Below are 13,936 nucleotides of genomic sequence, written 5' to 3'. Positions count from 1 at the left end.
AAGAGGGCGGGGCCGTCAGAGATGCGTGCGGCCGCTCGGTGGACGGCCGGTCCCGCTGCTGGTCCGCTGCTAGTCGAGGTAGTCGCGGAGCACCTGCGACCGCGAGGGGTGACGCAGCTTGGACATGGTCTTGGACTCGATCTGGCGGATCCGCTCGCGGGTCACGCCGTAGACCTTGCCGATCTCGTCGAGCGTCTTCGGCTGACCGTCGGTGAGGCCGAACCGCATCGACACGACGCCCGCCTCCCGCTCGGACAGCGTGTCCAGAACGGAGTGCAACTGCTCCTGGAGCAGCGTGAAGCTGACGGCGTCAGCCGGAACGATGGCCTCGGAGTCCTCGATGAGGTCGCCGAACTCACTGTCGCCCTCCTCACCGAGAGGGGTGTGCAGGGAGATCGGCTCGCGCCCGTACTTCTGGACCTCGATGACCTTCTCCGGGGTCATGTCGAGCTCGCGGGCCAGCTCCTCCGGAGTGGGCTCGCGGCCGAGGTCCTGCAACATCTGCCGCTGGACGCGGGCCAGCTTGTTGATCACTTCGACCATGTGGACCGGGATGCGGATGGTCCGCGCCTGGTCGGCCATGGCCCGCGTGATCGCCTGCCGGATCCACCAGGTGGCGTACGTGGAGAACTTGTAGCCCTTGGTGTAGTCGAACTTCTCGACGGCGCGGATGAGACCGAGGTTGCCCTCCTGGATCAGGTCCAGGAAGAGCATGCCGCGCCCGGTGTACCGCTTGGCCAGCGAGACCACGAGCCGGAGGTTGGCCTCCAGCAGGTGGTTCTTGGCCCGGCGACCGTCCTCGGCGATCCACTCCAGCTCGGCGCGGACGTCGACCGGGAGCTGCTCGCCATCGCTGGCCAGCTGCTCCTCGGCGAACAGGCCCGCCTCGATGCGCTTGGCGAGCTCCACCTCCTGCTCAGCGTTGAGCAGGGGAACCTTGCCGATCTGCTTGAGATAGTCCTTGACGGGGTCGGCGGTGGCGCCGGCGGCCGCGACCTGAGCCACGGGAGCGTCGTCGTCATCGTCGGTGAGGATGAGCACCTCGTCCTCGGAGTGGGCGACGGGCGCCGCCTTCTCCTCGCCTTCACCCTCGGTGTCGGCGTCGGCCTCGGTCTCCGAGTCGGCCTCGATCTCGACGTCGTCGACGTCGAGCTCGAAGTCCTCCAGCTCGACGTCGCCGTCGAGCTCGATGTCGTCATCGTCGGCCTCGGACGACTTGGGCTTCGGCTCGGCCTTGGCGGCCTTGGACTCGGGCCCGGAGGCGGGAGCCGTGGACTTGGGCTTGCTTGCGGGCGCCGCGGTCTTCTTGGCCGGGGCGGCCTTCTTCGCGGCAGGCCTCTTCGGCGCGGGCGCGGGAGCCGAGTCCGCCGAACCGGTCACCACGGCGGTGACGGTCTCAGGCTGTGCCTCTTTGGCGGCTGCGGACTTGGTGGTCTTCTTGACCGGGGAGGAGGTGCGGCGCTTTGCTTGGCCACGAGACCGCTTGGGCGCCGCGGCGGAATCGGCCGCGGTGACCACGACGGTCACACCCTCCTTGCTGAGGCTGCGCAGGAATCCAGCGGCGTGCGACAGCGGGATGTCCGCTTCCTCGAAGGCCCTGCGGACATCCTCGGACTCGAGGAAACCCTGCGAGCGCCCACGCTCGAGGAGCTGCTGAATCACTGGCTCGTTCAGCTCCGACGGCTTCGAGCGAGTCGAACTTGCAGGCGACACGAACACCTCTCGAACGAACGCATGGCGAGAATGGACCCAGATGGTTGCTTCTTTTCCGATGGTGAGGCCGCGCGGACCGCGACATGCCATTGTGACACGCCACGGCGGTCCATACGGCCACCTCCGGCCGGTTGCCTTCCCACCCTAGGCCGACCGAGACAGTAGTGCGTACGGATGAGGGGGACCGATACCCGAAAGCAACCGTTATGACTGTTTCATTCAGTCACTCTTCGTGGCTAGAGGAACGTGGACCGCGAGCACGGTCACATCATCATCCTGCTCATACCCGGACAGCATCCGATCTACCAGGAAATCCAGCAGCATGTGGGGACTTGCCACGACTTCGGGCGGCGCCTCGGCCACGACGCTCGACAGATCCCGCAGTCCGGCGTCCAGCCCGCGCTTCCGGTTCTCCACGAGACCGTCGGAGTACAGCACCGCGGTGTGACCCGGCGGAACGCAGAACCTGAACTGCTTGCGGCTGGTCGCCCAGCCCAGCGGCGTGCCGGGCTCGGTCTCGTGCAGCACCGCCACACCCTGCGGCGACACCAGCAGCGGTGGCGGGTGCCCGGCCAGCGCCAACGTGCCCTCGCCGGTGCCCGGCTCGACCACCATGTAGGCGAGCGTCGTGACCTGCTCTTCTTCTTCGGTAGCCTCGAAGACCCGGTCCAGGCCGGTGAGCACCGCGGCCGGCGGCGGGTTGGTCAGCGCCAGCGCCCGCATGGCGTTGCGGATCCGGCCCATGCCCGCGGCGGCCTTGACGCCCTTGCCCATGACGTCGCCGAGCACGGCCGCGACCCGGCCGTCCTGCAGGACGAACGCGTCGTACCAGTCGCCGCCGACCTGCACGTGCCGGGAACCGGACCGGAAGCGCTGGGCCAGAACCAGCCCGCCCACCACGGGCAGGTTGTCGGGCAGCAGGCTCCGCTGCAGCGTCTCGGCGGTCTTGTGCTCGCGCTCGAAGAGCGTCGCCCGCTCCACGGCGAGCGCGCACTGACCGGCCAGGGCCTCCAGGAAGACGCCGTCCTCCTGGGAGATCTTCTGCGATCGGTTGAAGGAGAACCGAAGTGCCCCTAGCGCCCGGCCGGCCGCGAGCAGCGGTAGGCCGACCCACGCCCGCTCATCGGTGCCGTCGAGGAACTCGGTGATCCGCTCGTCCTCGACACCGGCGTCGACGAGCTGGTTGCGCAGGCTCTGCGGTGACTCGGCGAACACCGGGCGCCGGCTGTTCACCGCCATCGTCATCACGCTGGTGGTGGACAGCGCGATCTCGTCGCCGGACACGCCGGGCGCGTCCGGGACTCCCCCGCTGTTGATCACGTTCAGGCTCGCGCGGTCCTGGTCCTCCAGCAGCGCCACGCCCGAGTGGTCGGCGGCGAGAGCCGTACGGCCGACGTCGATGATGACCTGGACCACCTGCTCGACCGTGAGCGCCTCGGCCAGCAGGGCCGTGGCGCCCTGGAGCCGGGCGGTGCGCAGCGCGGCGGCGCCGAGCTGGTCGGTGAGCCTGCCGCGCATCTCCTCGGCCTCGCGCTGCGGCGTGACGTCGGAGTTGGCGCCCACCCACTCGATCACGCGGCCGTGCCGGATGATCGGGACGGCGCGCACCTCGAAGTGCCGGTAGCCGCTGGCCCGGGTGCGCACCCGGTAGCTCCACTCGAACATGGTGCGGCCGCGCAGCGCCTCCCGCCAGGCCTCCTCGGCTCCCGGGCGGTCGTCGGGGTGCACGGCGTCGAGCCAGCCGTGAGCGAGGTACTCCTCCAGCCCCTGGCCGGTGACGGCCCGCCACTGCGGGGCGTCCTCGATCGCGGCGCCGGTGGGCGAGGTGATCCACACGAGCTGCTGCTGCGACTCGACCAGCGAGCGGTAACGCTCCTCGCTGCGGCGGAGATCCTCCTCGGTGAGCTGGCGCTCGGTCAGATCGACGCCGAAGAGCGCGGTGCCCAGGACGCCGTCGCCCTCCCGCATCGGGAAGAACGACACCACCCAGTGCCGGGTGTCGCCGTTCTCGGCGCGGGTCCTGATGCGCTGGTCAGTGATGGGCAGGCCCTCACCGCTGATCCGGCGCAGAGCCGAGTCGATCAGGGTGGCGAGGTCCGCCGAGAGGAGGTCGGAGGGCATCATGTCCAGATGCCGTTCGACAGGGTGGCCGGTCAGCTCGGTAAAGGTCGAATTGACACGGACAAAACGCCCGGACGGGTCGAAGAACGCGAAGGCGAAGGGGGCCTCGGACATGAGGCCACGGAAGAGGCCGGAGTCTGAGATGTCCAAACCCGACTCCCGGGGACGGGGCACGGAGGTTTCGGCGCTCACGGTCGGCACCTCCGTCGCGTGCCAGGGTCTCCCACGAGGCACATCTCCATAACTGTGATTTACGGTCGTGTCCTGATCTTCTGCCTACCGCGTGACGCCGATTCGGCGCCATACGGCCTGGTCATGCCCGCGGCCGTGCCCAACTCCGTTATGCTCACCTCCTCCGCTCCGGGATGCACCCGTCCGGCCGCCGGTCGCTACCGCAAGATCCATAAGACACTCCCTGTAGCGCAGGATCTGCCCTACATCATCGGCGATGGGCATGCGCGGATGGAAGCCCCGCCCGGCATGCGGTCAACGCATCCTGTCAAAAGGCGCCATCTCGCGCAGCAGGATCGGGCTTACTTCTTGGCGGACCTCTTCGCTTCCTGCTTGGTGGCCCGGACCAGATCGAGGCTGTCGGAGTCGACGACATCGGCGACCGAAAGGTGCACGCCCTCCGCGCCGTACGGCCCGGCGGCCTCGCGCCATCCGGGCGGTCGCACGCCGAGCTGCTTGCCCAGCAGTGCGAGGAAGATCTGTGCCTTCTGCTTGCCGAACCCGGGCAGGGCCAGCAGGCGGCGTAGCAACTCGGCACCGTCGTCGACATCCTCCCACACCCCGTCGGCCGAGCCGTCGTAATGCTCGACCAGATAGGCGGCCAGCGCCTGGATCCGGCCCGCCATGGAGCCCGGATACCGATGGACGGCCGGCTTGGCGGCCAGCAGTGCCGCGAACTCCGAAGGATCATAGGAGGCGATCTCCCGCGCGTCCAGATCATGCCCGAGCCGGTCGGCGATGGTGCGGGGCCCCGAGAACGCCCACTCCATGGGGATCTGCTGATCAAGCAGCATGCCGACGAGCAGGGCCAGGGAACTCCGGCTGAGCAGTTCGTCGGCATCCTGTCGCTGGGCGAGCTGGATACGCATGGGGACAGCTTTGCACGGAGCCCCGTGAGGGGTTGACACGTCTGCGGAAAGTTATGGAATGAAAGCGGCCGGTCCCTGTCATTTCCGGCGAGGAGACCGCCGGGTAGTCACTCAGCGAGGAATGCGACGATGCCACTACTCGCAACACGGGTCAACGGCGGCCGCGCGCCGGCGTTCCTCGAACCGGTCAGCGCCCGCCTGGCCGCGGAGTTCCTCACCGTGCCTGTGGACACGGTGAGCCGCTGCGTCGCCGACGTGTGGGCCTGCACCGAGCACCTCGGGCTGCGAGCGACCCCCGCGGCCGTCGAATGGATCGCCCGCGAGCACCTGCTCGCCCTGGTGAACTCGGCGCCGCCTTCCCGGGCCGGATAGGCCCGCCCGTATAACGGGGAAGTCACCGGGCCGTGTTCCGGATGCCGATTGGGCCGGGAATGCGAGAAGGTGGGTTCCGTGAGCGAGCGCGCCGACAACCACCGCAGGCTTGGCTCGCGCGTCTCCGAACGCGGCGAGGCGGCCCGGTGAGGGGCCGGAGGCGGCGAGATCCCCGGGAGACGCAGACCCCGGACGACGTCTTCGCCGAGATGCTGCTCGCGGCGCGCGAACTGCTCGCCGTACGGAGCCCGCTCGACGCGGAGCTCATGGTGTCGGACATGCTGGGCGCCTGGTGGGGCCGGCGGCTGCGCGGGGGCGACGTCGAGCAGATCCTCGGCGAGGGTCTGGTCGACTACGCCGCGAAGGCGGGCACGCCCGCCGCGCTCACGCTGCTGATCTCGGTCGCTTACCTCGGCACGGCGCGTCAGGCGGCCAAGGCCGAGGGTGCCGCCCTCGCCCTCATGGAGTCCGACGTGGCGCGGCCCCGCTGGGCCGACAGGGTGGGCGCGGTGAAACCGGCCGGCTGCTACGTGTCCAGGGACGTCTACGGCGACCAGGACACGGTGGTGTGCACCTTCGCCTACAACGGCGAGGAAGAGCACGCCCTGGTGGTGGTCGTCGACTACAACATGCGCGGCATGGCCCGCGACGCGTGGGTTTCCTCACAGGTCGACAAGCTCCTGGAGCAGGCCAGACTGGAGGCCGCGGTCAATCCCATGCTCCGGTTCGAGGAGATCGAGCCGAAGCAGGCGCGGGCGCTGCTGGAGTTCGCGATGAAGGCGACGCGCGACTCGCTCGGCCGGAGCGCGCCCCGGCTGGTCAGCGACGGCTACAGCGCCTATCACGCGTTCGCCCGCTCGCGGATCAAGGCGCTTCCCCCCGGCCGCAAGCGGCCCGCGCCCCCGCACAGCGAGGCGCCGTACAGCAGGGACCGGCGGGCGATGCTCGCGGCCGAGTTCCTCGCCTCCGACGCGGCGGAGAACCTGTCGGACCCCTCGGCGGCGTCCCGGTGCGCGGACCACATCATCGACTACGGGTGCGATCAGGACCTCGGGCGGCCGCTCCGGATCAGCCCGGCCAAGTGCGAGACGTTCCTGCTGGACTGGCTGCCGCGGAAGGTCATGCTCCAGCCGGCGGAGCAGGAGGCCATGCCGCACGCGCTGGCGGCCTGGGTCCGGTTCGCCGGTCCGCGCGCCGGCTTGCCGGAGCAGGGCATCCGGGCGACGCTCGACGCCGTGTGGGAGGCGACCGCCCGGTTCACCGAGGCGTACCGCGATCCGACCACGTTCGGTCTGGACCGCGCGCTCGTCGAGCGGCTGCTGCCGGACGGCGACCTGTCGGCCCTGGCCCGCCGCGCCTTCGCCTTTCCGATGCTGCAGGGCGTGCACGGCTCGATCATCCTGGACACGCTGAATCCCGCGGACGAGGGCGACCGCCGGATCCTGCTGGAGATCGATCACGCCGACGAGCGCGACCGGCCCGACTTCGACGAGCACCTCGCCTGGCACGAGGAGATCGCCGCCCGGCTCTGGGAGGGCGATCCCCCGCAGCTGTGGGAGGCGGCGCAGCGGCTGATGGATCTCGGCCACGACCGGCACGAGGTGCTGCACCTGCTCATCGAGATCGCCGAGCGGATGGGCGACCACCCCGACGAGCTGGCCGCCGCCCTTGACGACATCGCCGACATCCCCGACGAGCCGTCCCCCTGACGCGCGAGGGGCGCGGCGGGGAAGTAACCGACGAGCGAGCGGGGAGCGAGGCACGAGCGACTCCGAGCAAGGAGGGCACGAGCCGCCTCAAGGGGCGCCCCGAGCCCGCCGAGCGAAGCGAGGCAAGTAAGCACAGCGAGGTTCAGCGGGTGAACCCGACGTCGGCGTACCTCAGGTCGTAGAACCCGGTGGCTCCGATGTTGGCCAGGGTGGACCTGACGATCACGGTCTGCGGGCGCTGGAACAGCGGCACGACCGTGGCCTGCTGCCAGATGAGCCGGTCGGCGGCGTTGAGCTGGGCCGCGGCCTTCCCCGGGTTGAGCTGGGCTCCCGCGGCGAACAGCGCCGAGTCGATCTTGGGGCTGCCGGCGCGGCCGAGGTTGGCGTCCCATTGCCTATCGTCCTGCTTGCCGTCTCGCTTACCGTCGCCGGAGGAGGTCGTCCCGTTGAGGTACACCCCGTAGTTGGCCGACACGGGGTACGGCGAGGCGGCGTAGGCGAAGGCCGCCATGTCGAACTGTCCCGGGACGATGTACTTGTCGAAGTAGTCCACGCTCGGCACGGTCACGATGGCGACCTTCACCCCGATCCGCTCCAGGGACGTGCGCACGGCGTCCGCCTCGGAGCGGGCCACCGGCGCGTCGGAGGGGATGAGGTAGCGGAGCGTGAGCTCCTTGCCGTTCTTCTTCCGGGTTCCGGCGGTCAGCGGCCAGCCGGCCTCGTCCAGCATCTTTCCCGCGCGGGCCGGGTCGTAGGTGCCGAGCCAGCCCGCGTTGTCCTGGTAGCCGCCCTGGCCCTGCATGTAGAAGTGGCTGTTCAGCGGGGCGGCCGGCCAGCCCAGCCCCTGCAGGTCCGCGGAGATGACGGCCTTGCGGTCGATCCCGACGGCGATCGCCTGGCGGACCCGGACGTCGGACAGCGCCTCCGACTCGCCGTTGAGCGTGATCTGCCGGAAGTCGGTGCCGCCGGCCTGCCTGACGGCGGCGGTCGGCTCGGCCTTGCCCCAGTCGTACGCGGTGGGTGACAGGCCGGCGTCGAAGACGTCCAGGTCCCCGCCGCTGTACGAGTTGACGAGGGCGTTGCCCTGGAGGGCGCGGAACACGATGCGGTCGAGCTTGGCCCGGTCGCCCCACCAGCCGGAGTCGCGTACCAGGGTGACGGTCTTGGTGGCCTGGTCGATGCCGGACACCTTGAACGGTCCAGCGGTCGCGGGGATCCGATCGACCCACCCGGTGTTGAAGGCGTCCGCGGAGGCGTTGACCGAGCGCGGGTAGAGCGGGGAGAACAACGCCCGCCACTCGCCGTACCGCTCCGCGAAGGTGACCACGACCTCGTGGTCGTTCGATCCCTTGGTGACGCTCTTGACCGAGTCGTATCCGGATCCGGGGAACACGCCGTACGCCTTCTCGTGGCCGTTCATCGCCTTCCACTGGGCGGCGTAGTCCCGCCAGGTGATCGGCTTCCCGTCTGACCACCTGGCCTTGGGGTTGAGCGTGTAGGTGACGATCTCATTCGGAGTCTTCTTGGTGATGCTCGCCCGGATGACGTAGTCGCGGTCGAGCGACAGCCGGCCCTTCTGGTCGGACCGGAAGGCGACGGGCATCAACGCGCCGATGACGGACCACGCCTCGGCGGTGTCGCCGTCCGCCTGGTTGACGTTCCACTGGGTCGGGAAAGCGGTCATCCCCCAGTTGAGGGTGCCGCCGTCCTTCACCTTGTCCCGGGCGACCGGGTTGATGTCGTACGGCTTGAAGGAGGCGGTGGGGGAACCGCTTCCGGGGTCGCCGGCGGTCGGCCCGCCGGAGCAGGCCGTCGCGGTCTCCACAACGATCAACGTGATCAGCGCGGCCAGCCATCGTGCCTGCACGGCGCTCCTCCCGATATGGTCACCATTCGCATGCGCTTTGTAGCAGACCGTAACGAGATGAGGCGAGGGCACGCGCCGGGCGCGGGTGTAACCCGGAACCGGCCATGACCGGGCGCGGCCCCTTCGATCAGGCCGTCCCTGCGAAAGTCAGGAGAGCTCGTCGACGGCGCTGCGGACGTCGTCGCTGGTGATCGTGGTCAGCTCGGCCGTGTTGGCCGAGCCCTGCGCGGCCAGCCGCACGTCACGTCGCATGGCGGCCCGTTCGTAGAGGGAGCGGGCGAACCGGCCGTTGCCGAGTCCGTCGATCAGCCCCTCGCGGCAGACCCAGTCGAAGACGTCGTCGAGGTCCCTGCGCGCGGACGCGTCGAACCGGTCGCCGGCGCGCTCCGCCTGCAGCTCGGCGATCTCCGCCAGCTCCTCCGGCGCGTACGAGGGGAAGCCGACGCGCTGGTTGAAGCGCGACGCGAGCCCGGGGTTGGTGGCCAGGAAGGCGTCCATCTCCGCCTGGTATCCGGCGAGGACGACGACGAGACGGTCGCGGTCGTCCTCGGCCCGCTTGAGCAGCGTCTGCACGGCCTCCGCGCCAAACGCGTCGCCTCCGGCGTATCCGTTGTTGACCAGGCCGTACGCCTCGTCGATGAACAGGACGCCGCCGAGCGCCCGGTCGACCAGCTCGTTGGTCTTGATCGCGGTGGCGCCGAGGTGCTGGCCCACGAGGTCGGCGCGGGACGCCTCGACGACGTCGGGCCGGGCGAGCAGCCCGAGAGCGGAGAAGATCCGGCCCAGGATGCGGGCGACCGTGGTCTTGCCGGTGCCGGGCGGGCCGGCGAAGACGAAGTGCCGCATCTGGGACTGGACGGGAAGGCCCTGCTCCTGGCGCATGCGCGCCACCTTGAGCTGGGCGGCGATCGCGTGGACCTGCCGCTTCACCGGTTCGAGCCCGGCCATCCGGTCGAGGTCTGCCAGCGCCTCCTCCAGCGTGGGCGTGGCCTGGTAGCCGCGGAACCTGGCCGTGATCTCGTTGAACGCCCTGGTCACGTCGTCGGTCGTGGTCGTCACCAGGTCCTCGCCGCGCGGTGCTCCCCCGGCGCTGACCACGCGGACGTCCCTGGCCTGCGCGGCGGCCTCGGCGAGGCTGCGGGCGAAGCGGGCGTTGCCCAGCTCGTCGACCAGACCGCGCCGGTGCACGTCCTCGAACAGGCCGCGCAGCACGGGGCGAGCGTCGGGGGCGAGCCGGTCGCCCCGCCTGCGCTGCACCACCTCGGTGATCTCCAGCAGCTCGGAGGGGGTGTAGCCGGGGAAGCGCACCCGCGTGGCGAACCGGCTGGACAGGCCGGGATTGGAGGAGAGGAAGGCGTCCATCTCCTTCTCGTAGCCGGCCAGCACGATGATCAGCCGGTCGCGGTCGTCCTCGGCCCGCTTGAGCAGGGTCTGCACGGCCTCCGCGCCGAACCGGTCGGGCTGGCCGTCGCCGGAGTTGACCAGGCCGTACGCCTCGTCGATGAACAGGACGCCGCCGAGCGCCCGGTCGATCAGCTCGTTGGTCTTGATCGCGGTGGCGCCGAGGTATTCGCCGACCAGGTCGGCCCGCTGGCCCTCGACCACGAAGGGCGTCTCCAGCAGGCCGAACGCGTAGAAGATCTTGGCGAGGGTGCGGGCGACGCTCGTCTTGCCGGTGCCCGGCGGGCCGACGAAGACGAAGTGCCGCATCGGGCGCTCGTTGGCGAACCCGGCCTCCTTGCGCAGCCGGTCGGCCTCGATGGACGCGGCGATGGCGCGCACCTGTTCTTTGACCGGCTCGAGGCCGATCATGGCCTCCAGCTCTCCCAGCGCCTGCTCGACCGTGATCGGCGGCGGCGCGCCCGTGTCGGCGGTGGCGCGCTGGTGGCCGCCCGCCCTGATCCGCTGCCTGGCTTGGACGTCACCGTCCTGGGGTGCCGCGACCAGGTCGCCGTGCACCCTCCTGGCCAGCGCGAACCGGTAGGCCAGCATCACGCAGGCCGTGCCGTACGCGGACCAGAGGGCGACGGTGACGGACAGCGGGGAGATCGCGAAGGCCACGACGCCTGCCGGGGCCAGGGCGGCCAGGGTGGTTAGCCAGGGCGGCACCCACCGGATGAGGTGGGCCGCGCCCGCCACCGGGAGGCCGAGGAACAGCAGGAGGTACGGCGCGGCCGACTGGCTGCCGAAGACCCCGAGGAACAGCGGGAGCAGCAGCCCCCACCCCGCGAGGACGAGGGCGGTGGCGGCCGCGCGGGGATGGCTGAGCGCGAGCGCGATGAACGCCAGCACCACGACGGTCGCGAAGAACGTGGTGATCAACGGCCAGCTCAGGGCAGCGGCGAGGCCGATCGAGGCGATCAGGGCTCCGGTGAAGATCACGCGCCGCGCGAAGGGGGGAAGGTGGAAATAGCGCAGCCGCACCTGTTCGAACAGATCTCGCGCCCCGGCGCTGCCCGCCGGCTGGGCCCTGTCGGAGTCCCGCATCAACGCCTCCCCGGTTTGCCCCCCGGTTATATCGCACACGACCGCCCAATGGGTGGACCTAACGGGTGCGACCCTGGTGGCGGCCGGGGTACTCCCGTACGAGGACCCGTTTGGGCGTGATGCGCAGGACGTCCCCGGAGGGCACGGCGATCCCCCGCACCTCGGCCCAGAACCGGGGGTCGCCCACGAAGAGGACGACCCGGGGGTCGCGCTCCACCGCCTCCCACGCCTCGTCCCCCGCGATCAGCCGGAGCTCGCCGGACGCGCTCACCGACGTCACCGCGCTGACGGCGAGCGCCCTCGGGCAGCCCCGCTGGGTGTAGGCGAGCACCACGCTCCTCGAATACGTGGCGGCGTGCCGTACCTCGTCGCTGACGCCCGCGGAGGGCGAGGCGTCACCGGGGAGCCGGGTGCCGCCCGGCTCGTACGGGATCAGCCCGGCTCGCCAGGGCCCCGGACCGCCGCTCCACCAGGCGCGGGCGGCCCGCGCGGCGAACATCCCGGCCGCCAGCGTGACGCGGACCTGCCGGGACCAGACCTCCATCGCGCGCCTGGCCCGGGGGTCGGCCCCCGGGGAGCGATTCGGGGAGTGATCTCGGGCACGGTTCCGGGAATGGTCCGGGTCCTCGATGTCGCTCCCCACCCCCGCATGATCCGTTGCCAGGGAGGGGCTGCTAGATGCCGGATATATACCTATATCTCTCTAGAGAGCGCGATGTTGGAAGCTACTGAGGGATCTACCGGGAATGGCCTAAGCTGCCACGCATGTTCCACCTGGCCGGCGGTTTCCATCCATGATCGTCATGGGAGTCGGGGCTCAGTCCCGCACGGTCCACCCCGCCACACGCCACGCGAGCCGGTGGGCGGTGCTCGCGTTGCTCTGTTTCAGCCTGCTGCTCATCGCGGTGGACGCGACCGTGCTCCACATCGCGGTGCCCGCGCTGGCCGCCGCGCTCGAACCGTCCGGCGTCGAGCTGCTGTGGATCATCGACATCTACTCGCTCGTCGTGGCGCCGCTGCTGGTCACCTTCGGAACGCTCGGCGACCGGTACGGCAGGCGCCGCCTGGTGCTGGCCGGATACGTCGTGTTCGGGCTGGCCTCGCTCTCCGCCACGCTCTCCTCGACGCCACTGGCGCTGATCCTGTCCCGCGCCTTCCTCGGGGTCGGCGGAGCGATGATCATGCCGGCGACGCTCTCGATCATCCGTGAGGTCTTCACCGACCGCAGGGAGCGGGCGATCGCGCTGGGCGTCTGGAGCGCGGTCGCCGCCGCGGGCGCCGCCGTCGGTCCGCTGGTCGGCGGCGTCCTCGTCGAGCATTTCTGGTGGGGCGCGGTCTTCCTCATCAACGTGCCGCTGCTGATCGTGGCGCTTCCCCTCGCCGTACGGCTGCTGCCTCCCTCGCGGAACCGGTCCGGCCAGCCGTGGGACGTGCTGAGCGCGGTCCTGTCCACGCTCGGCATCCTCGCCCTCGCGTTCGGGCTCAAGGAGGCCGGATACGGGCACATGATCGGGCGGGGGCCCGCCGTGGCGGTCGCCCTGCTCGGGATCGCGCTGCTCGCCTGGTTCGTACGGCGCCAGCGGCGGTTGGCCTTCCCGCTGCTCGACGTCTCGCTGTTCACCCGGCAGGGGTTCGCCACCGGCGTCGCCTGCGTGCTGCTGGCGATCTTCGCGCTGGTGGGGCTGGAACTGCTGCTCGCGCAGTACCTCCAGCTCGTCCTCGGGCTTTCCCCGCTGGCCGCGGGAGTCCGCATGCTGCCGCTGATGATCGCGGCGATCGCGGGCGGGCTGGCGGCGGCGCACGTGCTCCAGCGGATCGGGCTCCGGGCCACCATGAGCGGCGGCCTCGCGCTGACGGCCGTCTCGCTGGTACCCGTGCTCACCTGGGGGGTCGAGCAGCACCCCGGCACGCTCGCCGTCTGCTTCATCGGGATCGGGTTCGGCGTGGAAGTCGCGCTGCTCGCCGCCTCGGACACGATCATGGCGGCGGTTCCGGAGTCCCACGCGGGCGGCGCCGCGTCGATCGAGGAGACGGCCTACGAGCTGGGCGCCGGTCTCGGCATCGCCGTGCTCGGAACGATCACCACGATGGTCTACGCCCCGGCGCTCGGCGTGGTGCCGGACGTACCGGCCAACCTGATGAACGAGGCCAGGGAGTCACTCGCCGCTGCGGCGCACGCGGCCGCCCAGGTGGGCGGCGCCCCGGGCGCTGCGCTGCTCGACGCGGCCCGGCTCGCCTTCGTCACCGCCCTGCACCGCACGGTCGTGGTCAGCGTGGTCCTGCTCGGGCTCACCGCCCTTGCCGCCGCCGTGTTCATCTCCAGGGAAGGCCCCAACGCCGCCGTAGAGGAACCCGAAGACCTGTCACGCTGACCCCCTCACACCGGCTCTGACGTTCGTGGCGATCGTCGTGGTGCGAGCCGGTTCCCGGGTGTCGCCCCGGTCCTCTGCTGAAAAGCCGGTCGCTGCGCCGGGACGAAAGCTCCGGTCCTCGTTCCCTCCCGCTCCGCTCGCTCTGGTCCGCGCTCCTGCCGGGGTGCTGAACATGGTCGTGCATAAGGTCGATCC

At 70.5% G+C, this 13,936-nt stretch carries 9 protein-coding genes; 3 read left to right on the top strand and 6 right to left on the bottom strand.

Translation table 11 applies throughout. The features are described from left to right. Positions 1-69: 69 nt before the first annotated feature. The 3 genes from QSK17_RS24210 to QSK17_RS24200 all read right to left on the bottom strand — a co-directional run bounded on the left by QSK17_RS24210 (position 70) and on the right by QSK17_RS24200 (position 4,934). On the bottom strand, positions 70-1,713 hold the full coding sequence (locus QSK17_RS24210) for an RNA polymerase sigma factor (RefSeq protein WP_285707480.1): 1,644 nt from the start codon (positions 1,711-1,713) through the stop codon (positions 70-72). Positions 1,714-1,932: 219 nt separating this feature from the next. Then, positions 1,933-4,026 (bottom strand): SpoIIE family protein phosphatase, encoded by a 2,094-nt coding sequence (locus tag QSK17_RS24205; RefSeq protein ID WP_285707479.1) that lies wholly within the window; start codon positions 4,024-4,026, stop codon positions 1,933-1,935. 341 nt (positions 4,027-4,367) lie between these two features. After that, positions 4,368-4,934, bottom strand: coding sequence for an HhH-GPD-type base excision DNA repair protein (locus QSK17_RS24200; protein WP_285707478.1), 567 nt, complete (start codon positions 4,932-4,934; stop codon positions 4,368-4,370). A gap of 129 nt (positions 4,935-5,063) precedes the next feature. On the opposite strand from QSK17_RS24200, the gene QSK17_RS24195 reads away from it, so the two are divergent. Together QSK17_RS24195 and QSK17_RS24190 are read left to right on the top strand one after the other, a co-directional pair. After that, positions 5,064-5,306 (top strand): hypothetical protein, encoded by a 243-nt coding sequence (locus QSK17_RS24195; RefSeq protein ID WP_285707477.1) that lies wholly within the window; start codon positions 5,064-5,066, stop codon positions 5,304-5,306. A 209-nt stretch (positions 5,307-5,515) separates the two neighbouring features. After that, positions 5,516-7,015, top strand: coding sequence for a hypothetical protein (locus QSK17_RS24190; protein ID WP_285707533.1), 1,500 nt, complete (start codon positions 5,516-5,518; stop codon positions 7,013-7,015). Between the two features lie 142 nt (positions 7,016-7,157). On the opposite strand, the gene QSK17_RS24185 is transcribed toward QSK17_RS24190, so the two are convergent. From QSK17_RS24185 to QSK17_RS24175, 3 genes are all read right to left on the bottom strand, one after another. Continuing rightward, entirely contained in the window at positions 7,158-8,882 is a 1,725-nt protein-coding gene (locus tag QSK17_RS24185) for an ABC transporter family substrate-binding protein (protein WP_285707476.1), read from the bottom strand. 147 nt (positions 8,883-9,029) lie between these two features. Then, positions 9,030-11,369 carry an AAA family ATPase gene (locus QSK17_RS24180; protein WP_285707475.1) on the bottom strand — a complete coding sequence of 780 codons (2,340 nt, stop codon included), beginning with the start codon at positions 11,367-11,369 and terminating at the stop codon, positions 9,030-9,032. A 58-nt stretch (positions 11,370-11,427) separates the two neighbouring features. Beyond that, positions 11,428-12,012 carry a hypothetical protein gene (locus QSK17_RS24175; protein ID WP_285707474.1) on the bottom strand — a complete coding sequence of 195 codons (585 nt, stop codon included), beginning with the start codon at positions 12,010-12,012 and terminating at the stop codon, positions 11,428-11,430. 151 nt (positions 12,013-12,163) lie between these two features. Here QSK17_RS24175 and QSK17_RS24170 point away from each other — a divergent pair, with 151 nt between their 5' ends. Beyond that, entirely contained in the window at positions 12,164-13,741 is a 1,578-nt protein-coding gene (locus tag QSK17_RS24170) for an MFS transporter (RefSeq protein ID WP_285707472.1), read from the top strand. Positions 13,742-13,936: the final 195 nt, after the last annotated feature.

The organism is Microtetraspora sp. NBRC 16547 (assembly GCF_030268965.1).
Lineage (GTDB): Bacteria > Actinomycetota > Actinomycetes > Streptosporangiales > Streptosporangiaceae > Microtetraspora.
The sequence above is the reverse complement of the archived record's forward strand: the minus strand, read 5'-3'. Positions and strand labels throughout refer to the sequence as shown.